Below are 23,734 nucleotides of genomic sequence, written 5' to 3' on the forward strand. Positions count from 1 at the left end.
GTAGGTATGATTTATCTGATTTTTGCGATTCTTTTCAGCGCGTCCCTGGCGCTGGCGCTGCGGATCAGTGAGACGTTCAGCGATAACCGGTATGGGATTTTGGTTGGAAATTATGTGACCTGCCTGGTGGTGGCGTTTGTTCTGCTTCCAGATAAAAATATCTTTGCGGCAGGCAGCCGGACGGCGGTTCTTACGGGAATCGTGAATGGATTTTTGTTTACAGGAAATCTGGTTCTAATGCAGAAATGCATCCGTGAAAATGGGGCAGTTCTGTCGTCGGCATTTGCGAAGCTTGGTATCGTGATTCCAGTCACGGCGAGTATCCTGTTTTTAGGTGAGATCCCAACGCTGTTCCAGCTGGTGGGGATCGTGCTGGTTATTGTGGCGATCTGGGTCATCAACAGCGAGGGGGACCGCGGCTGCGGACGCAGACGGAGGATGGGTTCGGCGGGACTTCTGCTCGTTTTATTTGTCGTCAGCGGTATGGCAGACGGGATGTCCAAGGTAACGGAGAGGATCGGCGAGAGACGGTTTGATGCGCTGTTTCTGTTCTATACGTTCCTGACCGCACTGGTTCTGACTGTGGTTCTGGCATTTCTCGAGCAGCAGAGAACCCGCCGCAAGATTGGAAAGATGGACTTTTTGAGTGGTGTGGCAGTCGGATTTCCAAACTATTTTTCAACCTCGCTGCTGCTGGCGAGTGTGTCGAGACTGCCGGCGTTTATCGTGTATCCGAGCTTTAGTGTCGGCACGATCCTGGTGGTCAGCTTTGTGAGCGTGCTGGTGCTCGGGGATCCAATCAGCCGGAGACAGATTGGGGGATGCGGGATTATTTTGGTGGCGTTGGCGCTGCTGAATCTTTAGGATTTTCCGTTTCGGATGCTGCGCTCATAATAAAAGATATACTGCTGCATTACCCCTGCGTATCCTTTATAGCTTCCAAAAAAATCCTGGATAATAGTAGTGTACAGGCGGCTTTTTGGAAGGCGGCGGTAGCGGATGGGGTGTTTGGGAAGGTATTCTTTGGTCAGGATCTGTTCGATCCAGGTATCGACGGGGAAGGCGTCGATGTGGTGGAGTCCGAAGAGGCAGACGCAGTTGGCGACCTTGGGACCGATGCCATAGAGGCTGGTAAGTGCGGTCATGGCTTTGTCCGGCGGCAGGGCTGCGAGGGATTCTAAGGATACGGTTCCGGCGAGGACATCCTGGATGAGGCGGTGAATGTATTTGGCGCGGTAGCCGAGTTTTAAGGTTAATAGGTCGTCCAGGCTGGCAGATGCCAGTTCTTCGGGCGAGGGAAAAGAATAGTAGGTGCGGATGGAACCGTCGGACAGGGCGGCGGTTCTCTTCGCACCGTATTTTTTTGCCAGAGCTTCGACGGCTTCGCGGATCTTTGGGATGGTTTTCTGCTGGGAGATCAGGAAGGTGATCATCATTTCCCAGAGATCCTGACGGAGAATCCGGATGCCGGAACCGGCGTCTGCCGCCGCTGCGAGGTAGGCATCGTCTGCGCGGATGGAGGCGATGAAAGAACCGTAATCGGTGCCGAGATCGAAGTATTGTTTCCAGAAAGGAAGCGCTTCGTCCGGGCAGTCGAAGAAGAAACCGTCCGGCGTCCCGGAAATTTCCAGATAGTGCGTCCCGCTGATGAGTGACCAGATCCCCGGTTTTTCCGGAACCGGAAGCATACGGAAACATTGACCGGAGGCGGCGATCTGTGCGAGGTTCAGGTTCAGGCAGGAGATGATGTGGGAGTTGGGGAAAGTGTGTGTTTCGATTGCAGGCAGGTTTGTTGTATGTGTGTTCATGGCAGGGCATCCTCTTTTTTTAAAATATTCGTAACTGTTCAGTACCTTCACAGTCACGCGCAAAAATTCATTAAAAATTGCCTACGGCAATGGAATTTTTGCCTGCTGACCCATGTTTTCGTACGGTCAGCGCAGTAAATGCGCAGACCTACTGAAGAGTTACAAATATTCTTTGCTTATATCTATGGAATATCAAGTTATAAAACCTTGAATCATAAAGTATCAAATCATGTAATTCTTATGAGACGTATCATAGCATAGAAGACCTTTGCTTGCAAACGGTTACCTTTTATCAGAAAGGAATTGGTTACTGTACACGCATACGTGCCCAGTAACGGAATTTGCCGTGGCTTCGCATTTCAATACGGCAAATTCCTGCTGCCACCACGTTTTCTTACGGCACTTTCGGTTCCAAAAGTGCCTACCCGTGAACAGAAACGCATCAGAATTGCATCAGAGCGTAAAAAAATCTTGCGAAAGACGCGCTACTTAGGTATGATGTATATATGTGCGCACTCGCGCGAGGAGGAATCATGTCGCAAGCGACCGCGCTCAGCGCGAGAATGTGCCAGGGCACATTCTTTGTTCTATGGCAGGAGGGGAGACGGATGTTTTTTATCGGTGGCATCAGTTTCGGCGTGAAGCCGCTGGAGTACCTGAAAACAGTGATCTGCGGGCGCTGCGGCGCTTATGGGCGGTATCAGGTGTACATGACCTATATGTATTTTAGTTTCTTTTTTATCCCGATTTTTAAATGGAACCGGCGCTTTTTCGTAGAAATGTCGTGCTGCGGTGCGGTCTATGAGCTGGATCCGGAGGTGGGAAAGAGGCTGCTTCGGGGCGAGGAGGTCGAGATCACGGAAAGCGATCTGACACTTCGGCAGGATGGAAATGGAAATCCGTGGACGGGAAGTGATGCATCACACCGTCATAAGGTCTGTCCGTCCTGTGGATTTGAGACGGATGAGGATTTTTCGTACTGTCCAAAGTGCGGCAAACCGCTGTAAGGCGGGGAAGTACAGACGGATACCGCTAAAAGAGTGATGGCGGCTGTGGAAGCAAGGGACGGTTACAAAAATTTGATACAGCGCAGATTTTGGCGCAAAAAAAGAAAGAGAGGCAGACAATATGTTAGAAGCTGGTATCAAGGGAAGACAGGAAGTTATGGTTACGGATGAAAATTCCGCAGCAGCAGTGGGAAGCGGTCTGTTACCGGTGTTTGCAACTCCGGCGATGGTTGCACTGATGGAGAAAACCGCGTGGATGAGCGTGGCTCCGTACTTAAACGACGGTGAGGGAACCGTTGGTACAAAGCTGGAAATTGCCCATAATGCAGCGACCCCGGTCGGCATGCAGGTTTGGTGCGAGAGTGAGCTGGTAGAAGTAGACGGCAGACGTCTCGTATTTAAGGTAGAGGCATTTGATGCGAAAGGTTCCATCGGCGGCGGCACACATGAGCGTTTCATCATCAAAAATGAGAAATTCTTAGCAAAAGCACAGAGCAAGAAAGAAAACTAAAGGTTGCGAAGAGAGCACAGCCGGCTGAAAGCGCTGCGAGTATCGTATGCGGGATACTTTTGGCTGGCTGTTGTTTCGTGTAATAGGAAATTCCTTGAAATTTCCTATTACACAAAAAGGCACTAACGTGCCAATGATGCGCACTCGCGCGAAGCAGAAACATGTCGCAAGAGACTGCGCTCGGCGCGAGAATGTGCCAAGGCACATTCTTTTTCATTATAGAAGGGAATTTATTCGTTTGAAAATCACATATATTCATCACAGCTCGTTTTCAGTTGAGCTTGAAAATGCCGTGATTCTGTTTGATTATTTTAAGGGAACTCTCCCGGAGTTTCCGGCAGGGAAGCCCCTCTTTATCTTTGCGAGCCATTTCCATGCCGATCATTATGCTCCGGTAATCTTTCAGCTGGGAGAGAAACGGGAAAATGTTTTTTATATTCTCTCAAAAGAGATTGGGAAAAAGATACCGGAGGAATATCGTAAACGATATAAAGACAGGATACGGCTGGTAAAGGCAGGAGAAAGATTTTGCCTGAATATTTCTGAAGAAAGCCTTATCGTCGAGACGTTCCATTCCACCGACGAAGGCGTCGCCTTCTGGCTCTCCTGCGAAGGAAAGGAGATTTATCACGCCGGTGACTTAAATAACTGGTGGTGGGAAGGCGAAGATATGGCATGGAACCGGAATATGGCTGCTTCTTATAAACAGGAGATGAAAAAGCTTTCCGGGCGCACGGCGGATCTGGCATTTATCCCGGTCGATCCGAGGCAGGAACAGTGGTTTTATCTGGGCGTTGCCGGTTTTATGGAGCAGGCGGACACAAAATGGATTTTCCCGATGCATTTCTGGGAAGATTATACGATTATACCAAAATTAATCGAACATCCATTCAGTGAAGGCTGGCGGGATCGGATTGTAGAGATTCACAAGGAAGGAGAGGAGTTTATCCGATGAAATTTACATTTGCACACAACAATTTCAATGTCATCGATCTGGACAAGTCACTGAAATTTTATGAGGAAGCACTGGGGCTTAAGGAGGTACGCCGCAAGGAGGCGGCAGACGGAAGTTTTATCCTTGTTTATCTGGGCGACTCCACGACCGGCTACCAGCTGGAGCTGACCTGGCTGCGCGACTGGGAGAAGGACTCCTACAACCTGGGCGACAATGAGTTCCATCTGGCATTTGAGACGGAAGACATGGAGGCGGCACATGCCAAACATAAGGAAATGGGATGCATCTGTTTTGAAAATCCGGCGATGGGTATTTATTTCATTAACGATCCGGATGGATACTGGCTGGAGATCGTGCCGGCGAAGAGGAGTTAAGGGCTGAGTTTGTCTGAAAAAATGTTTTGACGTGACTGTGAAGGTACTGAACAGTTACGTCAAAACATATGAGTTAAAAAGGGGTTAGAATGGTAAAAATAATTAAAAACGGCAGAGTCATCGATCCGGAGAGCAGATTCGACGGAAGGGCAGATTTGTGGATTGAAAATGGGAAAATCCAGAAAATCGTGAAAAAAGATACAAAAGCAGAATCAGATGGGGTATCTGACGCACCGTCCATCCCGGCAGATGCCGAGGTGCTGGACGCAGAAGGGTTGATTGTCGCGCCGGGACTGGTGGACGTCCACGTGCATTTCCGCGATCCGGGTCTGACCTACAAGGAGGACATCGAGACGGGCGCGGCGGCTGCGAAGGCGGGCGGCTTTACGACGGTGGTCTGTATGGCAAACACGAAACCGGTTGCCGATACGCCGGAGATTGTCCGGTATATTCTGGAAAAGGGCGCGAAAACGGGAATCCATGTGGAAACCTGCGCGGCAGTCTCGAAGGGATTTCAGGGAAAAGAACTGACCGATATGGACGCCCTCAAAGAAGCGGGTGCGATCGGATTTACGGATGATGGAATCCCGCTGATGAGCGAAAAATTGGTCAAAGAGGCGATGGAGACGGCGAAACGCCTCAATGTGCCGCTCAGCTTCCATGAGGAGGATCCGGCATTTATTTTCAACAACGGCATCAATCGCGGTCCGGTGTCCGAGCAGCTGGGAATCGGTGGTTCCCCGGCGCTGGCGGAGGATTCGATGGTGGCGCGCGACTGCATGATCGCGCTTCACACGGGCGCAGATGTGGATATCCAGCACATCAGTTCCCGCAATGCGGTGCAGATGGTCGGTCTGGCGAAAAAGCTGGGCGCGCATGTCTGGGCGGAGGTAACACCGCATCATTTTACACTGGACGAGACGGCGGTTCTGGAGTACGGAACACTGGCGAAAATGAATCCGCCGCTGCGGAGTGCTGCGGATCGCGAGGCGTTGATTGAGGCAATCAAGGACGGCACGATTGATATGATTGCGACGGATCATGCACCGCACAGCGCCGAGGAGAAGGCAAAACCGCTGACCGAGGCGCCGAGCGGCATCATCGGGCTGGAAACCTCTCTGCCATTGGCGGTTACCAGGCTGGTAAAAGCTGGTCACATTGATTATCTGACTCTGTTTGAGAAAATGTGCCTGAATCCGGCGAAGCTGTACCGGATGAAGGAGGCGGGGCGCATCCGCGAGGGCGGCGCGGCGGATCTGGTTCTTTTTGACGACCAGACACCATATACCGTAGAAAAATTCCATTCCAAGGCGTCCAACTCCCCGTTTGTGGGAGCGAAGCTCTATGGAAGGGTTCACTATACCATCTGCAGCGGTGAGACAGTATATCGGGCAGAATAGGAGGAAACGAAGCGATGAAGACAATGTTAAAACGCGGCGCAGGCGTACTGATGCCGATTTTCAGCCTGCCGTCGCCGTATGGAATCGGTACGTTCGGACGGGCGGCGTATGAGTTTATTGATCAGTTAAAACGCGGACGCCAGACGTACTGGCAGGTGCTTCCGATGGGACCGACCTGCTACGGGGACAGCCCGTACCAGTCCTACTCTGCATTTGCGGGAAATCCGTATTTTATTGATCTGGATACGCTGAAAGACGAGAAACTTCTGACCCAGGATGAGATAGACGCCTGCTGGTGGTGCGACAAGCAGGATCAGGTCAAATATGACGCGCTGTATTATTACCGTTTTCCGCTTCTGCGCAAGGCGTATGAGCGGAGCAGCCATAAGGAAAGTGTGGAATATCAGGCATTTCTGGAAGAAAATGAAGAATGGCTGGACGACTATGCGCTCTACATGGCAGTCAAGGGTAAATATGAAGGAAAAGGCTGGATGGACTGGGACGAGGACATCCGGTTCCGCCGTTCGGAGGCGCTTTCGGCATGCCGCGAAGAGCTGGCAGAAGAAATAAATTACTGGAAGTTCTTACAGTTTAAGTTTTTTGAACAGTGGAAAAAATTAAAACAGTATGCAAAAGAAAAAGAACTTCAGATCGTCGGCGATATTCCGATTTACGTGGCGCTCGACAGCGCGGATGTCTGGAGCCACCCGGAGCTGTTCCAGCTCGACGAGGAAAATCTGACGCCGCTCAAGGTATCGGGTGTGCCGCCGGATGCATTTTCAGAGGATGGACAGCTCTGGGGCAACCCGCTTTACGACTGGGAGAAAATGGAACAAACCGATTTCGCCTGGTGGCGAAGCCGGATGAAAGCGTCCGCGAAGCTCTACGATGCGGTGCGGATCGACCATTTCATCGGCGTGGTGCAGTATTATGCAATCCCGTATGGCGCTGTGACTGCGAAAGACGGCGAGTGGGAGAAAGGTCCGGGCAAAAAGCTGACCGACGCACTTGACGAGGCGGCAGGCGAGACGAAGATCATCGCGGAGGATCTGGGTGTCTTCTGTCAGGAGGTCAAGGATCTGCTGGCAGAGACGGGCTATCCGGGCATGAAGATCATTGAGTTTGCGTTCAGTGGCGACCGTTTCAACGAGCATCTGCCGCACTGCTATGACCCGAACTCCGTAGTCTACGGTGGAACGCACGACAATGAGACGCTGGCGGGGTATTTTAAACCGGAAAAGCGTCAGTGGTGGGAACTTCAGTACATTGCCGATTACCTCGGTGCAGCACACCAGAGTGAGGTGGTAGACCGCGTGTTCCGCGCGGCATACGGTTCAGTCGCGAGCGTCGCCATTTTCCAGATGCAGGATGTGTTGAAACTCGATAACTGGGCGCGCATGAATACGCCGGGAACCCTCGGGGAAAACTGGCGCTGGCGTCTGGTTCCGGGGCAGTTTACGGATGAGCGGGCGGATTATTTGTCCTGGCTGGTGGATACGTTCGGAAGATTTTAGTTTTTGGCGTATTTAAATGCGAAGCCACGGCAAATTCCGTTACTGGGCACGTATGCGTGAACAGTAACTTGGTTTTTGTCGGATGGGAATAAAAACCCGTAAAATGCTTGCAAATTCGGGAAAAACCTGTAAAATATACATGGATTGCACCCGCCCGGGGCAAAGATGCACCTGGGGAGTATGAACGATTTGAACAGTATGAAAGGAAATTGCCATGATTAGTACAAGCAATGTAACACTGCGAGTAGGAAAGAAGGCGTTATTTGAGGACGTAAGCATTAAATTTATCGAGGGAAACTGCTACGGACTCATCGGTGCCAACGGTGCCGGAAAGTCTACCTTTTTACGAATCCTGTCCGGACAGCTGGAACCGACCAATGGTGAGGTTATCATCACACCGGGACAGAGACTTTCATTCTTACAGCAGGATCACTTTAAATATGACGCATATCCGGTACTTGATACCGTTATTATGGGAAATGCGAGACTCTACGAGATCATGAAAGAGAAGGAAGCCATCTACATGAAGGAAGACTTCTCCGAGGAGGACGGCGTCAAGGCTGCCGAGCTGGAGGGCGAGTTCGCCACGATGAACGGCTGGGAGGCAGAGTCCGACGCGGCGAACCTTTTAAATGGTCTGGGAATCGAGACGGATCTCCACTACAAACAGATGGCAGATCTGACCGGTGCCCAGAAGGTCAAAGTTCTTCTGGCACAGGCACTGTTCGGAAACCCGGACATCCTGCTTCTCGACGAGCCGACAAACCACTTGGATCTCGATGCGATCGCATGGCTCGAGGAGTTCTTGATCAACTTTGAGAATACGGTTATCGTGGTATCCCATGACCGTTACTTCTTAAATAAAGTCTGCACCCAGATCGCAGATATCGACTATGGCAAGATTCAGCTCTATGCCGGAAACTACGATTTCTGGTACGAGTCCAGCCAGCTGATGATCAAGCAGATGAAGGAAGCCAACAAGAAGAAGGAAGAGAAGATCAAGGAGCTGCAGGAGTTCATCCAGCGATTTTCTGCCAATGCTTCCAAGTCTAAGCAGGCAACCTCCAGAAAACGTGCTCTGGAGAAGATTGAGTTAGATGAGATCAAACCGTCCAGCCGTAAGTACCCGTATATCGACTTCCGTCCGGAACGTGAGATCGGTAATGAGGTATTAAGCGTAGAGAACCTGTCTAAGACTATCGATGGTGTGAAGGTTCTTGATAATATTTCCTTCATTCTCGGACGCGAGGACAAGGTAGCATTTGTAGGACCGAACGAGCAGGCAAAGACCGTTCTCTTCAAGATTCTTTCCGGCGAGATGGAGCCGGATGAGGGATCCTATAAATGGGGTCTGACCACCAGTCAGGCATATTTCCCGAAGGACAATTCGAAAGAGTTCGATAACGACGACACGATCGTAGACTGGCTGACCCAGTACTCTCCGGTTAAGGATGTGACCTATGTCCGCGGATTCTTAGGACGTATGCTGTTTGCCGGTGAGGACGGCGTGAAGAAGGTCCGCGTTCTTTCTGGTGGTGAGAAGGTGCGCTGCATGCTTTCTAAGATGATGATCTCCGGTTCCAATGTCCTGATTCTGGACGAGCCGACCGACCATCTGGATATGGAGTCCATTACCGCTCTGAACAACGGTATGATCAAGTTCCCGGGTGTGCTGTTATTCTCATCCCGTGACCACCAGATCGTTGAGACGACCGCAAACCGTATCATGGAAATCGTAAACGGCAAGCTGATCGATAAGATTACTACTTACGATGAGTATCTGGCAAACGATGAGATGGCGAGAAAACGTCAGGTATTTACTGTTACGGATAGTGAGGAAGAGGACGACTAAGAGCTGGAATCAAAGTGATTTAGACAAAAGTCTGAAAGATAAAAGACAGCCCCAGACGCTGCATGTGAGCGATGCCTGGAGCTGTCTTTTGCATATCTATGGTATCAATGTCCCGTTTTCACCGCGATCAATCCTTCTTATGGCGTGATTCCAGATAAACCAGGTAATTGATGTATTCGATCAACTGCTTTTTCGTGGAAGTCTGGAATGATGAGATACGCCCATTGACCTCTCCATAGGTGACATTTTTAAGAAATGGTTTCGCCATTTCGGGCGGATTCTTCGGGTAGGAGGTTCGACCGAGAATATAATCGGCGCTGACCTGGTAATAATCCGCCAGTTTTATCAGATGCCGAAGAGGCAGATCCGTCCGGTTTGTTTCATAGCGGGAATAGATTTGCTGAGTTGTACCCAGCAGACTGGAAATTTCCGCCTGCGTTTTTCCTTTGTCCTCCCGTAAATCACGGAGCCGGTCACCAGCAGCAATCATTTAAAGCACCTCCCGCATACATCAAATATTTGTGAAAACAATCTATCATACAAGTATGCGCAGAACTAAAAGATACAATTAACTGGTGTAGAAACAGTAAAAAATACATTTATAAAAATGTAAACAAAAAAAGAATATCCGCTCTATGGAATAAAACGGCAGCCGGGTTTTTGTTTTACTGTTTACAGTCTGCCCGAATTAGTTTAAAATAAAAGGAAACAGGCAATTCTGCTTTGAATGAAAACGGGCAGGATTGTGGATAAGAAACAGAAAGCGAGGACAATTTTCATGAGTCAGAAGCCAGTTCTGGTAATCATGGCGGCTGGTATGGGCAGCCGGTATGGCGGCTTGAAGCAGATTGATCCGGTCGATCGGGAAGGAGATCTGATCATCGATTTTTCGATCTTCGACGCAGTCGAGGCTGGATTCGAAAAGGTCGTATTTATTATCAAGAAATCGATTGAGAAAGAGTTTAAGGAACATATCGGAAACCGCATGGAAAAGCACGTGCAGGTGGAGTATGTGTATCAGGAAAATGACCGCCTTCCGGATGGATTTGAGGTTCCGGAGGGACGCGTCAAACCATGGGGAACCGGTCATGCGATTCTCTGCTGCAGCGAGGTGATCGACGGACCGTTTGCGGTGATCAACGCGGATGATTACTATGGAAAATCGGCGTTCAAGGCGATCTATGATCGTCTGGCATCCTGCGGTGATGATGACAAATATCAGTATGCGATGGTTGCCTATCATCTCTACAACACATTGACGGAAAACGGGCATGTGGCGCGCGGCGTCTGTACGGTGGATGCGGATGGACATCTGGCGGATATCCACGAGAGAACGCGCATCGAGAAGCACGGCGATCAGGCGGAATATACCGAGGATGACGGCGCAACCTGGGAGCAGCTGGGGGAGGATACGCTTGTATCGATGAACCTCTGGGGCTTTACTTCCAGCATCTTAAAGGAGTTAAAGGCGCGCTTTGTTCCATTTTTGGAGAAAAACCTGTCGGTAAATCCACTCAAATGTGAGTATTTCCTCCCGTTTGTGGTGGATGAACTTCTGAAAGAGGGGAAAGCCGAGGTGACCGTGTTAAAGAGCGTGGACCGCTGGTACGGCGTGACCTACAAGGAAGATAAGAAGATGGTGACAGACGCGATCCAGGGGATGAAGGACGGCGGTCTGTATCCGAAAAAACTTTGGGAAGAGTAAGAATGAAGAGATAGGTATCAGGAAGGAAAAATGGGTATGAGCAAGTTGATGAAAAGCCTGCCGTTTCGGCTGGCGCTGGGTGTAGCGATCGGTATTATTGCCGGTCTTATAGCAAATGAAAGTTTTATGAATCTCGTTGTGACGCTGAATTATATTTTTGGGCAGATTATTTCGTTCTGTGTACCGCTGATCGTCATCGGCTTTATTGCCCCGTCGATCACGAAGCTTGGAAAGAATGCCTCCAGATTGCTTGGAGTAGCGCTGATTCTGGCGTATACATCGTCTCTTGGCGCGGCGCTGTTTTCGATGGCAGCCGGATATACGCTGATTCCGCATATGTCGATTCAGTCGGCAGTCGATGGACTGCGCAGTCTGCCGGAGGTTGTCTTTAAATTGGACATTCCGCCGATCATGGGCGTCATGAGTGCGCTGGTATTTTCCGTTATGATTGGTCTGGCAGCGACCTGGACCAAGGCGGTGACGGTAACGAAACTCTTAGACGAGTTCCAGAAGATCGTTCTGGAGATAGTACAGAAGATTGTCATTCCGATTCTTCCGATTTACATCGCATTTACGTTCTGTTCCCTGGCATATGAGGGAACCATCACAAAACAGGCTCCGATCTTCATTTCGGTTATCCTGATTGTTATGGCAGGCCACTATATCTGGATGGCGCTGCTGTATACACTGGCTGGTATTTACTCTGGCCGTGACCCGAGAGGCGTTATTAAGCATTATGGTCCGGCATATCTGACGGCAGTCGGTACGATGTCTTCTGCGGCGACCCTGGCAGTGGCGCTCAGTTGTGCCAAAAAGGCAGAGCCGCTTCGTGACGATATGGTTGATTTCGGTATTCCGCTGTTTGCGAATATCCATCTGTGCGGTTCGGTTCTGACCGAGGTATTCTTTGTCATGACGGTATCCAAGATTTTGTACGGCGCTCTCCCGGATATGATGACGATGGTTCTGTTCTGTGTTCTTTTAGGTGTATTTGCCGTAGGTGCACCGGGGGTTCCGGGCGGTACGGTTATGGCATCCCTGGGACTGATCACCGGTGTCCTCGGTTTCGATGCGACTGGAACGGCGCTGATGCTGACGATCTTTGCGCTTCAGGACAGTTTTGGTACTGCCTGTAACGTAACGGGTGACGGTGCGCTGACCCTGATGCTGACGGGATATGTGGAGAGACATGGGATTAAACATCAGAATTTACACGTAGATTTATAAAAATGAGAGAGGTGGGGCAGGCAGCAGCCGCCCCGAAACAGGTCTGTGAATGCGCCGCTGGCTCTTCGCACTATCGTTGTCCGCTTGCTTTCACTACACTTGTTCGTCTGTGTCGGACTTGCGTCCGCCCCATTCGGATAAGCGTGTTCAAGATGCGTACAACTGATAGGCGAAAGCCTGCTCTGCATCCACAGACCTGTTTCGGAGCGGCTGCCACCTGCCTGCTGTCTTTTTATGTATCGGAAAAACCTTATTTGATAAAAAGGAGAGATAGAATGAAAAAAATGATTTCCTGGAACGTAAACGGCTTGCGGGCGTGTGTGGGAAAGGGATTTCTGGATGTATTTCATGAGCTGGATGCGGATATTTTCTGTATTCAGGAGAGCAAGCTGCAGGAAGGGCAGATTGATCTGGAGCTTCCGGGGTATTATCAGTATTGGAGCTATGCGGAGAAGAAAGGATATTCGGGAACGGCGTTGTTTTCGAAGGAGGAGCCGCTTAGCGTGAGCTACGGTCTTGGTATTGAGAAGCACGATCATGAAGGGCGCGTTATTACGGCGGAGTACCCGGATTATTATGTGGTGACCTGCTATACGCCGAACTCCCAGAATGAGTTGGCGAGACTTCCGTATCGGATGCAGTGGGAGGATGATTTCCGCCAGTTTTTGAAGAAGCTGGAGGAGAAAAAGCCGGTTATTTTCTGTGGGGATCTGAATGTGGCACACACGGAGATTGACCTGAAAAATCCAAAGACGAACCGGAAAAATGCCGGATTTACGGATGAGGAGAGAAGCAAGTTTACGGAGCTTCTGGACTCTGGATATATCGACACGTACCGCTATTTTTACCCGGATAAAGAGGGCGTTTATTCCTGGTGGTCGTACCGGTTTAAGGCACGCGAGAAGAATGCTGGGTGGCGGATTGATTATTTCTGTGTTTCCAAGAGCCTGAAGGACCGGCTGGCGGGCACGCAGATTCATACGGAGATACTGGGTTCGGATCACTGCCCGGTAGAATTACAGATAAAGGATCGGGATGAGACATGAATTTACTGACAGCAGAACATCTGAAAAAATCATATACGGAACGGCTGCTTTTTGATGACGTGGCATTTTCCATCGGTGAAGGTGATAAGATTGGTCTCATCGGCATCAACGGAACCGGAAAATCTACTCTTCTAAAGATTGTAGCCGGTCTGGAAGAGCCGGATGAGGGTACGGTGGTAAAGGGACGAAATCTCTATATCCGTTATCTGCCTCAGAATCCGGAGTTTGAACCGGGACGGACCGTCTTAGACTGCGTGATCCGGGAAAATATGGCGCATGAGCACGCCTGGGATCTCGAGGGCGATGCGAAATCCATGCTGAATAAGCTTGGAATCACTGATTATAGTGCCAAGGTGGAGACACTTTCGGGCGGACAGAGAAAGCGCGTTGCGCTCGCAGCGGTGCTGTTATCGACGGCGGATCTGTTGATTTTAGACGAGCCGACGAACCATCTGGACAGTGCGATGGCGGACTGGCTGGAAGAGTACCTGAAAAAATTCCGCGGCGCGCTTCTGATGATCACGCACGACCGGTATTTCCTTGATAACGTGACGAACCGCATCGTCGAACTGGACAAGGGAAAGCTGTACAGTTATCAGTCCGGTTATGAGGGCTATCTGGAATTAAAGGCAGAGCGCGAGGCGATGGCGGTGAGCTCGGAGCAGAAACGGCAGAATATCCTGCGGACGGAGCTGGCGTGGATCCGGCGCGGCGCACAGGCACGCAGCACGAAGCAGAAAGGGCGTATTCAGCGCTTCGAGGCGTTGAGTGCGGTGGAAGCGCCGAAAGTAGATGGAAATGTGGAGATGAGCTCGATTTCCAGCCGTCTCGGACGGACCACGGTCGAGGCACACCATCTTCATAAGGCGTATGGTGACCGCCTCCTGATCGATGATTTTTCCTATATCTTCTTGAAGGATGACCGCATCGGCATCATCGGACCGAACGGCAGCGGCAAATCGACGCTGATGAAGATGATTACCGGCTGGGTGAAACCGGATTCGGGCGAGACGATCATCGGCCAGACCGTAAAAATGGGTTATTTTTCACAGGAAAACGAAGATATGGATCAGTCGATGCGCGTGATCGACTACATTAAAAATGTGGCAGAGTACGTGCGGACGGCGGACGGGCTGGTATCGGCATCCCAGATGTTGGAACGGTTCCTGTTCCCGTCCCATATGCAGTACACGCTGATCGGCAAGCTATCGGGCGGCGAGCGGCGCAGGCTCTATCTGCTCCATATCCTGATGGGCGCGCCAAACGTCCTTCTGCTCGACGAGCCGACCAACGACCTCGATATCGGCACGCTGACGATTCTGGAGGATTATCTGGATCATTTCCAGGGGATCGTGATTACGGTATCGCATGACCGGTATTTCCTTGACCGCGTAGTGCGCCGGATCTTCGCCTTTGAGGGCGGCGGCGCGATCCGTCAGTATGAGGGCGGCTATACCGACTATCAGGCAGCCTGCGGGGAACGCATAGCGGCAGAGATGGAGGCATCTGGGACGGCATCCGGTCAGGAACGCGGCAGAGGCCAGAAGGCCGGAGGCGCTTCTGGTGCGGGAACGTCAGATGCAGCGGAGACGGCAAAGGATAAAAACCGCGGCCGCCAGCGCGAGAAAAAGCTCAAATTCAGCTATATGGAGCAGAAAGAGTGGGAGACGATCGAGGATGATATCGCGGCGCTGGAAGAGGCAATCGCGGATCTGGAGCAGCAGATGCAGGACTCTGCCCGCGATTATACGGCTCTGAACGGCATCATAAAGGAAAAAGAGGAAAAAGAAGCTCTTTTGGAAGAAAAGATGGACCGCTGGATGTATCTGAACGATCTGGCGGAGAAAATAGAAGCGCAGGCGGCTGCTCACAAATAGGCACTTTTGGAACCGAAAGTGCCGTATGAAAACGTGGAGGTGGCGGATTTTGCCGATTTGGAATGCGAAGCATCGGCAAAATCCTGTTACAGTCTGCATATGTGTGGACTGTAACAGGCGCAGGCGGCTGCTCACAAATAGGCACTTTTGGAACCGAAAGTGCCGTATGAAAACGTGGAGGTGGCGGATTTTGCCGATTTGGAATGCGAAGCATCGGCAAAATCCTGTTACAGTCTGCATATGTGTGGACTGTAACAGGCGCAGGCGGCTGCTCACAAATAGGCACTTTTGGAACCGAAAGTGCCGTATGAAAACGTGGAGGTGGCGGATTTTGCCGATTTGGAATGCGAAGCATCGGCAAAATCCTGTTACAGTCTGCATATGTGTGGACTGTAACAGGCGCAGGCGGCTGCTCACAAATAGGCACTTTTGGAACCGAAAGTGCCGTATGAAAACGTGGAGGGGATACAGGTGAAAGCAGAAAAAATCGTGAGACAGAAGATAAGAACCCCTGATTTTACACCGGGAATCAAGCGGACAGAGACGGGAATGCACTTGTGCGTCGAGGCACCGGGGACATTCTGCCGTCTGGCAATTTATGAGACAGGTAAAAAACAGGGTGTCCGGATCCCATTTTCCCCGGAAGAACGGGTGGGGGATCTCTGGATGATGGAGCTTGCGGGCGATGATTTTTCAGGACTGGAATACACGATCGAGACTGAGCAGGGGGAGCTGCCGGATCCGTGCGGGCGCATCTATACAGGACATGAGCGCTGGGGCGATTTAAAAGCGGCGCTCCGTCCGGTGCGCTGCCGTTTCCCGGAAGAAACGTATGACTGGGAAATGGATCAGCCGCTGAAACATCCGTATGATGAGACGATCCTGTACCGGCTGCATGTGCGTGGATTTACCCGTCATACTTCTTCCGGCACCGGGGAGCGGGGAACGTTCCGTGCGCTGACGGAGAAAATTCCCTATTTAAAGGAATTGGGTATCACAGCAGTTGAATTAATGATGCCGAATGAATTTCAGGAAGTGATGATGGAGGATGGGGCAGACGGGAATCCGTATGCGACCGGGACACCGACCGGACGGCTCAATTACTGGGGCTATGGGGCGGGATACCTGTTTGCGCCGAAAGCTTCGTACACATCCGGGAAAGAGAAAGAACCGGAGCGGGAATTTAAGGATCTGGTGAAAGAATTTCATAAAAATGATATTGAAGTTCTGGTTGAGCTTTATTTTACCGGCGAGGAGAGCGCGGCACTGGCGCAGGAGGCGGTTCGTTTCTGGGTTTACGAGTATCATGTGGATGGCGTGCACCTGTCCGGGTTTGCGCCGGCCGAACTGCTGGCGTCGGATCCGCTGTTAGCCGATACGAAGCTATTAGCTGGTTCCTGGGATGGCGTGCGTGTGCCAAAAACGGCAGCGGCACCGAAGTCGCGGGAGCGCCGCTGGCATCTGGGCGAGTACAATGAAGGATTTTTGATCGATATGCGCCGGGTATTAAAGGGCGATGAGGATCAGGTCGGCCGTCTCATTTACCAGACACGCCGGAATCCGGACGCGTATGGAGTGATCAACTATATGGCGGCGACAAATGGCTTTACGATGATGGATATGGTTTCCTGTGAGCAGAAGCACAACGAAGCGAACGGGGAGAATAACCGGGACGGAAGCGATTATAATTATACGTGGAACTGCGGCGTCGAGGGCACGACGCGGAAAAAGAAGATTGTGCAGATGCGGAAAAAACAGCTCCGCAACGCATTTTTGTTGCTCTTTCTGAGCCAGGGAACGCCGATGTTTTTAGCGGGCGATGAGTTCGGCAATTCCCAGAACGGCAACAATAATGCTTACTGTCAGGACAATGAGATTTCCTGGCTCAACTGGCATCAGCTGGAGACAAACCGGGATATTTACGAATTTGTAAAATATATGATAGCGTTCCGCAAAGCGCATCCAGTGTTCCATCTGCCGGTGGAGCCGAAAAATATTGATTACCTCGTCTGCGGACACCCGGACGTTTCCTACCACGGCGTCAAAACATGGTGCCCGGAGTTTGAAAACTTCCGCCGCCAGCTCGGCATTCTCTACTGCGGCGAGTACGGGCGAAGAGCGGACGGCACCAGCGATGACTATTTCTTTGTCGCCTACAATATGCACTGGGAGCCGCATGAATTTGATCTTCCGAAACTTCCGAAGGGAATGCAGTGGACTCTGTGCATCAACACAGACGATGCAGACAATAACGGAATCTGTCCGCCGGAAAGCCTGGAGGCAGGGCAGGAGCCGCAGGAAGAGCTTCGTCAGTATATGGTTCCGCCGCGGAGTATTCTGGTATTTCGCAGCTTTAAGCCAATTTCCGGTCCGGCATCCGAAAAGGATGGCAAGAAAGTCGGGAAAGTGGTAAAATCGGTAAAACGGCAGAATGTCAGAAAAGAACCGGCAAAGGAAGCGGAGACTGTGGTTGCGGCAGTGCGCGAACTGTAAGAACGGAATTGAAAGAGGATAAAGCAAGTTGAAAAAGAAACTTTTTAGAGGGCTGGCAGCCGCCCTGTGTGCTGCCATGATGGCAGGGAGCGTGGCGCTTCCGGCATATGCGGCGGGTCCGTCACGGGAGTCGGTTCCCTATGCGGATTCCTATGCCTCCTATCAGTGGGCTTTTTTAAATACAGGTGAACTGCGTCTGGTGCCGAGCCATACGGCGGCAGTGGATGCAGCGATTGGGGCGATTACCGGCAGCCCGGCGCTCTCAGCAGATGGAACGGTCCGTTCTCTGGAAGGGATCGATATGAATATTGTCCCGGCATGGAAGAAATATGACGCGAAAAGTGGAAAACGTCAGGTGATTGTGGCGCTGATTGATACGGGGGTTGACATAACTCACCCGGAGCTTAGCGGTTCGATCTGGACGAATACGGGGGAAATTCCGGGCGATGGCATTGACAATGACGGAAATGGTTATATCGATGACGTTTACGGCTGGAATTTCTATGATAATAATGCCCAGGTATTTACCGGGACGGATGACAATCATGGTACCCACTCGGCGGGCACGATCGCGGCGGCGAGAAATGGAGTCGGAACGGTTGGAATCTGCGATCCGGCGTATGTGAAGGTCATGGTGATCAAGACGCTTGGAACATCGTCCGGTGTCGGAACCGTCAGCAACGTGGTTAAGGCGATCCGGTATGCGCAGGCGAACGGCGCGTCGATCTGCAATCTGAGCTTTGGCACGATGAAATATAGCGAGGAGCTGTATCAGGCGATCAAGGATTCGGGGATGCTGTTTATTGTGGCGGCTGGAAACGGCGACGCCTCCGGCAATGGCTACAGCATCGATGAGCAGCCGATGTACCCGGCAAGCTTTGAACTGGACAATATCATTTCCGTGGCAAACCTGCGCTTTGACGGTCAGCTCGACCGTGCGTCCAATTACGGAGTGAGAAGCGTGGATCTGGCAGCGCCGGGCAATTATATCCTGAGTACGATCACGGGCAATGACTATGCCTACATGAGCGGCACGTCGATGGCGGCACCGATGGTAACCGGAACGGCGGCAATGCTGTACTCCTGCGATGCGTCCCTGTCGCTTATGGATGTGAGAAACCGTATTCTGCAGTCGGCGCGGCCGCTTGAGAGTCTGTCCGGCAAGGTGGCAACCGGAGGTATGCTGGATGCCGGGGCGGCGATGCCGTAGATGAGAAAAACGAAAAGAAAGATTGTTAAAAAAATATTGAAATTCTCGTTTGTATGTGATACTATGACCGGGTGAGATAATTACTCCACAGATTCATATGTTTATATGTATGAAGACGGAGTAATTACCATGATTTCTTCGGGGCAGGGCGAAATTCCCTACCGGCGGTATAGTCCGCGAACCGCGACGGCGGCCGATTCGGTGAGATTCCGAAACCGACAGTATAGTCTGGATGAGAGAAGAGGCAGGAGTCAGAGAGTGTACCGCTTGAGCGTAAGCAGGCTGGTGTACATCGGCTAAGTTGTGATTTATCATCCCAGGTCCCGAACGACCGGGATTTTTTAGTTTTACAAATGCAGCTAGTCCGGCACTTGATTCATACTCCTCCTTCGGAGAAATGAGTTTTAAAACCGAAAGGAGATTTAAGATGAAGACAGGAAAATGGAGTATTCAAAAATTGATTTATACGGCGATGCTGGCAGCGGTTGCTGGCGTGCTGATGTCATTGGAATTTTCGGTTCCGATGATGCCGCCGTTTTATAAGGTGGATTTCAGTGATGTACCGTCTGTGATTGCCGTGTTTCTGATGGGACCGGTATCCGGTATCTGTGTAGAAGTCATCAAGCTGTTAATCAAGCTGATTACTGTCGGAACTAACACGATGTACGTCGGTGAGCTGGCCAATCTGATTGCGGCGTTCCTGTTCGTATGGCCGCTGTGGTTCCTCTATCAGAAGCTGGGCGCTAACCGTAAGGCAGCTGTAGAAGCACTTCTGCTCAGTATCGTGATCCGCACCGCGTGTGCATGCTTTATCAATGCGAATATTACACTTCCGTTATATGCGAAAGCGATGAGCCTGCCGCTGGATGAAGTGATCCGCATGGTAGCGTCGGTCAACCCGGCGATCAAAGACCTGAATGGATTTATCATCCTGGCGACGATCCCATTCAACGTATTGAAAGTGGGACTCAACTATATCGTTGGACAGCTTTTGTTTGTACGCCTGCGTGCGGCGAAGATTGTGCCGAAAGCAGTATAAAATGAAATAAGAGGAATGGTTTGACGGATTTGGCTGTTTGCTGTGAAACGGCAGAACCATTTCATAGAAAGGATTGTCGGGAAACCGCTGGGAAAGCTGCCTGGGGGAGAATCCCGGACAATCCTTTTTGTTTGATGGAACGTGCAAAGACATATCTGTTTTTATAAGAGGAGGAGATACTATGATACGTAACTATAGAGATTTGACAAGATGGGAAATGGAGCAGGTGGACCGTGAGAACACGATTGTCCTGATTCCGCTCGGGGCTCTGGAACAGCACGGCAATCAGGCACCACTGGGAACGGATGATATTATCGCGGAGGCGATGAGTCAGGAGATCAAAAAGGCGCTGGAGGCAGAGGGGGAAGAAGACTTCCCGATGCTGCTGTTTCCGGTGATTCCGGTGGGCTTAAGTACAGAGCATAAGAATTTCTGCGGTTCGGTTACAGTCCGGCCGGACACTTACTATCATCTCTTATATGATATATGCGTCAGCCTGGCGCATCACGGTTTTAAGAAGCTGGCTTTTTTGGTATGCCATGGTGGGAATGCGCCGATTGCGCAGGTTTTAAGCCGGGAACTTCGGAGTGAGCTGGGGATTGCACCGTTTATCCTTTCAGCGGGGGCATTTGGTCATCCGGATGTAAAAGCAACGATTTCAAAGGGGAATATCTGGGATTTCCACGGTGGAGAGATGGAGACATCGATGGTAATGGCGGTCGATGAGAGTCTTGTGAAGCTGGAACTTTCGGAAGCGGGAGAGCCGACGGCGTTTGAGAAGACCCGCGCCCTGAAGCCATACGGTCCGGTTTCGATCGGCTGGGTGTCGGAGGACTGGAAAACAAAAGACGGATCGCCGATTGGAATTGGGGGAGATCCGTCTGGTGCAAGCGCCGAGAAGGGGCGAATTATATTAGAGACGAGTGCGCGGGAACTGGTCCCGGGGCTGTTAGATATCCGGGATTGGAATGAATAGGAATCAAACTTAAAAACGGGGTGCCTATGTCATCCGAATACCAGTGTTATTTACCAGATTCCCAGCGTCCGGATGCACCGCATGGTAATACCAGTCCGGTGCGGGTAACCGGAATTCCCAGCTCGTCCGATTTTACTGTGCCGCCGTGGGTGGAGGCAACTTCGGTTGAGAGCATATAGGTCAGGACGGACGGCGCCAGCCCGGTGGTGTAGGAGTTGATGAGGAAGAAGAGCGGGTTGTCCGATAACAGTTTCGTGCAGAGCTGCACGAACGGGTAAATCGAAGTTTCGATCTTCCAGATCTCGCCTTTCGGTCCGCGGCCGTAGGACGGCGGGTCCATGATGATTCCGTCGTAATGGTTGCCGCGGCGGATCTCACGCTCAACAAATTTCACACAGTCATCGACGATCCAGCGGATGGGTGCATTTTCCAGCCCGGAGGAACGGGAGTTTTCCTTCGCCCAGGCTACCATGCCCTTGGAGGCGTCCACATGGGTCACGCTGGCGCCGGCTGCGGCTGCCGCCAGGGTAGCGCCGCCTGTGTAGGCAAAGAGGTTTAAAACCTTGATTGGGCGTCCGGCATTGCGGATGCGGTCACCGAACCAGTCCCAATTTGCCGCCTGCTCCGGGAAGAGACCTGTGTGCTTGAAGCTGAACGGTTTTAAGTTAAAGGTCAGTTCTTTGTAATGGATCGACCACTGCTCCGGCAGGTCGAAAAATTCCCATTCGCCGCCGCCCTTGGAGCTTCTGTGGTAGTGTCCGTTCATCTTTTTCCAGCCGCGGTGTGTCTTGGGGGTGTTCCAGATAACCTGCGGGTCCGGGCGAACCAGAAGATAGTCGCCCCACCGCTCCAGTTTCTCTCCTTCGGAGCAGTCAATCACTTCATAATCGTTCCATCCATCTGCAATCCACATAAAATTTTATCCTTTCAAAAAAATGAGGCGCAAACCCCGGAAAAGGGTATCTGCCGCCTTTATAATCGGTGTTATCCATAAGCCATTTCTAACCAAAACGCAGTCTGTCTGACCGGAAAACGGTTCAGTTGAAATGCATACCTAATTATATCGGTCATTGATTGGCGTGTCAAACCTTTTGAACGGCTTCCTGCCAAAAAAGTAAATAAATTGAAAGATAAATCTCCTTGAAGATTCCTACATCTCCTGTTAAAATGTATATTAGGTAAATGATAGATTGCACGTATCTGGAACAAAACAAGGCGTTATAAGCATCTGATGCGGTCTCCACACGACGGGAAGTGTGCGAATGCGCAGCAGGTGGGAGAATAGACGTTATCAATCGTGAACTGGGAGGGCTTGTATATGAAGAAACAGAAACTGGCAGTCTGCGTCCTTTCCGCAGCGCTGATGATAGGGGCGGCGACCCTGACATCTTACGCGGCAGAAGGCTGGCAGCAGTCTGGAAACAGCTGGATATATGTGGACAACAATGGCAATAAGGTGACGAATACCTGGAAGAAGGGCGCAGACAATCTCTGGCGCTATCTCGATTCCCAGGGCAACATCGCGTCGAACTGCTGGGTGGACGACGAATACTTTGTCGAGAGTACCGGCATCATGGCGACTGACAAGTGGCTGAAATTGCCGAAGCGCAATCCGGCATGGAACGAGACTTCCGCTACGACGGTCTGGTACTATTTCTCCACCAGCGGAAAGATGGTATCCGACGGCTGGTCCAAGATCGGCGGCAAGTACTATTACTTCGACGGTGATGGAGCGATGCAGACCGGCTGGGTGGATGATGACACCTACTACACGAATGCAGATGGTGTCATGCAGATCGGCTGGGCATATCTGGAAGATCCGGATGATACCAAAAAGGACGATGATGAAGTGAAACCCGGCGACGACGATGAGGATCATCATTGGTACTACTTTCAGAGTTCAGGAAAGAAATATGTGCCTTCTTTAGGCGGTGCCAAATATAAACAGTATAAGATTGACGGAACCTACTACTGCTTCGACGAAAACGGAGCGATGCAGACCGGCTGGGTCGATATGGGAAATTCCTCTGGATTTGCAAATTACCGTTATTATCAGAGCAACGGTCAGGTACAGACTGGCTGGCTCTCCACGACTCCGCCGGAGGATGATGATTACAATCTGGATCTCGGCAGCGATGTACAGTGGTATTATTTTTCAAGCAACGGCGAGCCGAAGGTGGGTCCGAAGATTTCTGACGCTTCGACGAGCAACCTGGTCCGCATCAACAATATTACCTACTTATTTAATGAGAAGGGCAACCCGGTCTATGGTCTGAGACGTCTGGAGGTAGGAACGAGCGGTCAGTATGCCTGCTATTTCTTCGGCGCGGACAAGGCGACCAGCTCAGTCGTAAAAGGCAAGGGAAATGTAGTAGAGGGCGACGGAACGACCGGACAGTTCTATTTCGCTGACAGCGGCAACAAGGCTGGACGCGGCTACTCAGGTGTGGAGGATGGATTCCTGTACTACATGGGTAAGCTTCAGAAGGCAGACAGCGGTACCAAGTATGAAGTCATTGAAGTCAATGACAAAAACTATCTGGTAACGACGAGCGGCAAGGTAGTGAAATCCAGCACCGTGAAGGATGCGAACGGCACAAAGTTTAAGACAAGCTCTGCGGGTGTTGTCACAGAGGTGGACGGCACAAGCGACGATGGCAGCGACGAGGCTAGAACCCCGGTGGAACCGACGTATTGGGAGGATTAATTAAAAAAGCTGGGAGTCTTCTCGACTGAGATA

At 51.1% G+C, this 23,734-nt stretch carries 20 protein-coding genes and 1 riboswitch; of the genes, 17 read left to right on the forward strand and 3 right to left on the reverse strand.

What is annotated here, in order from left to right:
- Positions 1–6 precede the first annotated feature (6 nt).
- A complete protein-coding gene (locus tag PUQ60_RS01000) occupies positions 7–864 on the forward strand; it encodes an EamA family transporter (RefSeq protein ID WP_022359449.1) in 858 nt (285 codons plus the stop codon).
- Here PUQ60_RS01000 and PUQ60_RS01005 read toward each other — a convergent pair.
- Positions 861–1,808, reverse strand: a complete 948-nt coding sequence (locus PUQ60_RS01005; protein ID WP_273378991.1) for a DNA glycosylase — start codon at positions 1,806–1,808, stop codon at positions 861–863. The genes PUQ60_RS01000 and PUQ60_RS01005 overlap by 4 nt on opposite strands.
- A gap of 533 nt (positions 1,809–2,341) precedes the next feature.
- On the opposite strand from PUQ60_RS01005, the gene PUQ60_RS01010 reads away from it, so the two are divergent.
- The 7 genes from PUQ60_RS01010 to PUQ60_RS01040 all read left to right on the forward strand — a co-directional run bounded on the left by PUQ60_RS01010 (position 2,342) and on the right by PUQ60_RS01040 (position 9,421).
- Positions 2,342–2,815, forward strand: a complete 474-nt coding sequence (locus PUQ60_RS01010) for a zinc ribbon domain-containing protein (protein WP_337955614.1) — start codon at positions 2,342–2,344, stop codon at positions 2,813–2,815.
- A 121-nt stretch (positions 2,816–2,936) separates the two neighbouring features.
- Positions 2,937–3,326 carry a thioesterase family protein gene (locus PUQ60_RS01015; protein WP_022360593.1) on the forward strand — a complete coding sequence of 130 codons (390 nt, stop codon included), beginning with the start codon at positions 2,937–2,939 and terminating at the stop codon, positions 3,324–3,326.
- Positions 3,327–3,564: 238 nt separating this feature from the next.
- Positions 3,565–4,281: an MBL fold metallo-hydrolase gene (locus PUQ60_RS01020; protein ID WP_273378996.1), complete on the forward strand. Its 717-nt coding sequence runs from the start codon at positions 3,565–3,567 to the stop codon at positions 4,279–4,281.
- Positions 4,278–4,655, forward strand: a complete 378-nt coding sequence (locus PUQ60_RS01025; protein WP_273378999.1) for a VOC family protein — start codon at positions 4,278–4,280, stop codon at positions 4,653–4,655. Before PUQ60_RS01020 ends, PUQ60_RS01025 begins: the two co-directional genes overlap by 4 nt.
- Before the next feature lie 89 nt (positions 4,656–4,744).
- A complete protein-coding gene (locus PUQ60_RS01030) occupies positions 4,745–6,055 on the forward strand; it encodes a dihydroorotase (protein ID WP_273379002.1) in 1,311 nt (436 codons plus the stop codon).
- Between the two features lie 14 nt (positions 6,056–6,069).
- Positions 6,070–7,569 carry a 4-alpha-glucanotransferase gene (malQ, locus tag PUQ60_RS01035; RefSeq protein ID WP_273379005.1) on the forward strand — a complete coding sequence of 500 codons (1,500 nt, stop codon included), beginning with the start codon at positions 6,070–6,072 and terminating at the stop codon, positions 7,567–7,569.
- A 214-nt stretch (positions 7,570–7,783) separates the two neighbouring features.
- Positions 7,784–9,421, forward strand: a complete 1,638-nt coding sequence (locus PUQ60_RS01040; protein WP_022360588.1) for an ATP-binding cassette domain-containing protein — start codon at positions 7,784–7,786, stop codon at positions 9,419–9,421.
- Positions 9,422–9,548: 127 nt separating this feature from the next.
- Here PUQ60_RS01040 and PUQ60_RS01045 read toward each other — a convergent pair whose 3' ends face one another.
- Positions 9,549–9,911 (reverse strand): helix-turn-helix transcriptional regulator, encoded by a 363-nt coding sequence (locus PUQ60_RS01045; RefSeq protein ID WP_022360587.1) that lies wholly within the window; start codon positions 9,909–9,911, stop codon positions 9,549–9,551.
- 288 nt (positions 9,912–10,199) lie between these two features.
- Here PUQ60_RS01045 and PUQ60_RS01050 point away from each other — a divergent pair, with 288 nt between their 5' ends.
- The 8 genes from PUQ60_RS01050 to PUQ60_RS01085 all read left to right on the forward strand — a co-directional run bounded on the left by PUQ60_RS01050 (position 10,200) and on the right by PUQ60_RS01085 (position 20,994).
- Positions 10,200–11,126, forward strand: coding sequence for a sugar phosphate nucleotidyltransferase (locus PUQ60_RS01050; protein ID WP_107001017.1), 927 nt, complete (start codon positions 10,200–10,202; stop codon positions 11,124–11,126).
- Positions 11,127–11,162: 36 nt separating this feature from the next.
- On the forward strand, positions 11,163–12,353 hold the full coding sequence (locus PUQ60_RS01055) for a dicarboxylate/amino acid:cation symporter (RefSeq protein ID WP_273379010.1): 1,191 nt from the start codon (positions 11,163–11,165) through the stop codon (positions 12,351–12,353).
- Positions 12,354–12,628: 275 nt separating this feature from the next.
- Entirely contained in the window at positions 12,629–13,399 is a 771-nt protein-coding gene (locus PUQ60_RS01060; protein ID WP_022360584.1) for an exodeoxyribonuclease III, read from the forward strand.
- On the forward strand, positions 13,396–15,276 hold the full coding sequence (locus tag PUQ60_RS01065; RefSeq protein WP_273379013.1) for an ABC-F family ATP-binding cassette domain-containing protein: 1,881 nt from the start codon (positions 13,396–13,398) through the stop codon (positions 15,274–15,276). The genes PUQ60_RS01060 and PUQ60_RS01065 overlap by 4 nt, the downstream gene beginning before the upstream one ends.
- Positions 15,277–15,747: 471 nt before the next feature.
- Positions 15,748–17,769: an alpha amylase C-terminal domain-containing protein gene (locus PUQ60_RS01070; RefSeq protein WP_273379015.1), complete on the forward strand. Its 2,022-nt coding sequence runs from the start codon at positions 15,748–15,750 to the stop codon at positions 17,767–17,769.
- Between the two features lie 28 nt (positions 17,770–17,797).
- Positions 17,798–18,979 carry a S8 family peptidase gene (locus PUQ60_RS01075; RefSeq protein ID WP_273379018.1) on the forward strand — a complete coding sequence of 394 codons (1,182 nt, stop codon included), beginning with the start codon at positions 17,798–17,800 and terminating at the stop codon, positions 18,977–18,979.
- A 130-nt stretch (positions 18,980–19,109) separates the two neighbouring features.
- A riboswitch (FMN riboswitch) is annotated at positions 19,110–19,227 on the forward strand.
- A gap of 179 nt (positions 19,228–19,406) precedes the next feature.
- Entirely contained in the window at positions 19,407–20,018 is a 612-nt protein-coding gene (locus PUQ60_RS01080) for an ECF transporter S component (protein WP_022360580.1), read from the forward strand.
- Between the two features lie 181 nt (positions 20,019–20,199).
- Entirely contained in the window at positions 20,200–20,994 is a 795-nt protein-coding gene (locus PUQ60_RS01085) for a creatininase family protein (protein WP_118523456.1), read from the forward strand.
- 46 nt (positions 20,995–21,040) lie between these two features.
- Here the strand turns inward: PUQ60_RS01085 and PUQ60_RS01090 are convergent, their stop codons facing one another.
- Positions 21,041–21,907 (reverse strand): class I SAM-dependent methyltransferase, encoded by an 867-nt coding sequence (locus tag PUQ60_RS01090; RefSeq protein WP_273379024.1) that lies wholly within the window; start codon positions 21,905–21,907, stop codon positions 21,041–21,043.
- 405 nt (positions 21,908–22,312) lie between these two features.
- Between PUQ60_RS01090 and PUQ60_RS01095 the strand changes: the two genes are divergently transcribed.
- Positions 22,313–23,701, forward strand: a complete 1,389-nt coding sequence (locus PUQ60_RS01095) for a cell wall-binding protein (protein WP_118471548.1) — start codon at positions 22,313–22,315, stop codon at positions 23,699–23,701.
- Positions 23,702–23,734 lie beyond the last annotated feature (33 nt).

Origin of the sequence: Clostridium sp. AF02-29 (assembly GCF_934835585.1) — a bacterium.
GTDB classification, from domain to species: domain Bacteria; phylum Bacillota; class Clostridia; order Lachnospirales; family Lachnospiraceae; genus Otoolea; species Otoolea fessa.

Bases quoted from the DNA above. Each gene is read 5' to 3' on its own strand.
- PUQ60_RS01055 (WP_273379010.1), top strand. From the start codon at position 11,163: ATGAGCAAGTTGATGAAAAGCCTGCCGTTTCGGCTGGCGCTGGGTGTA.
- PUQ60_RS01085 (WP_118523456.1), top strand. From the start codon at position 20,200: ATGATACGTAACTATAGAGATTTGACAAGATGGGAAATGGAGCAGGTG.
- PUQ60_RS01090 (WP_273379024.1), bottom strand. From the start codon at position 21,907: ATGTGGATTGCAGATGGATGGAACGATTATGAAGTGATTGACTGCTCC.
- PUQ60_RS01010 (WP_337955614.1), top strand. From the start codon at position 2,342: ATGTCGCAAGCGACCGCGCTCAGCGCGAGAATGTGCCAGGGCACATTC.
- PUQ60_RS01050 (WP_107001017.1), top strand. From the start codon at position 10,200: ATGAGTCAGAAGCCAGTTCTGGTAATCATGGCGGCTGGTATGGGCAGC.
- PUQ60_RS01095 (WP_118471548.1), top strand. From the start codon at position 22,313: ATGAAGAAACAGAAACTGGCAGTCTGCGTCCTTTCCGCAGCGCTGATG.
- PUQ60_RS01030 (WP_273379002.1), top strand. From the start codon at position 4,745: ATGGTAAAAATAATTAAAAACGGCAGAGTCATCGATCCGGAGAGCAGA.
- PUQ60_RS01025 (WP_273378999.1), top strand. From the start codon at position 4,278: ATGAAATTTACATTTGCACACAACAATTTCAATGTCATCGATCTGGAC.
- PUQ60_RS01005 (WP_273378991.1), bottom strand. From the start codon at position 1,808: ATGAACACACATACAACAAACCTGCCTGCAATCGAAACACACACTTTC.
- PUQ60_RS01040 (WP_022360588.1), top strand. From the start codon at position 7,784: ATGATTAGTACAAGCAATGTAACACTGCGAGTAGGAAAGAAGGCGTTA.
- malQ (WP_273379005.1), top strand. From the start codon at position 6,070: ATGAAGACAATGTTAAAACGCGGCGCAGGCGTACTGATGCCGATTTTC.
- PUQ60_RS01000 (WP_022359449.1), top strand. From the start codon at position 7: ATGATTTATCTGATTTTTGCGATTCTTTTCAGCGCGTCCCTGGCGCTG.
- PUQ60_RS01080 (WP_022360580.1), top strand. From the start codon at position 19,407: ATGAAGACAGGAAAATGGAGTATTCAAAAATTGATTTATACGGCGATG.
- PUQ60_RS01060 (WP_022360584.1), top strand. From the start codon at position 12,629: ATGAAAAAAATGATTTCCTGGAACGTAAACGGCTTGCGGGCGTGTGTG.
- PUQ60_RS01065 (WP_273379013.1), top strand. From the start codon at position 13,396: ATGAATTTACTGACAGCAGAACATCTGAAAAAATCATATACGGAACGG.
- PUQ60_RS01015 (WP_022360593.1), top strand. From the start codon at position 2,937: ATGTTAGAAGCTGGTATCAAGGGAAGACAGGAAGTTATGGTTACGGAT.
- PUQ60_RS01045 (WP_022360587.1), bottom strand. From the start codon at position 9,911: ATGATTGCTGCTGGTGACCGGCTCCGTGATTTACGGGAGGACAAAGGA.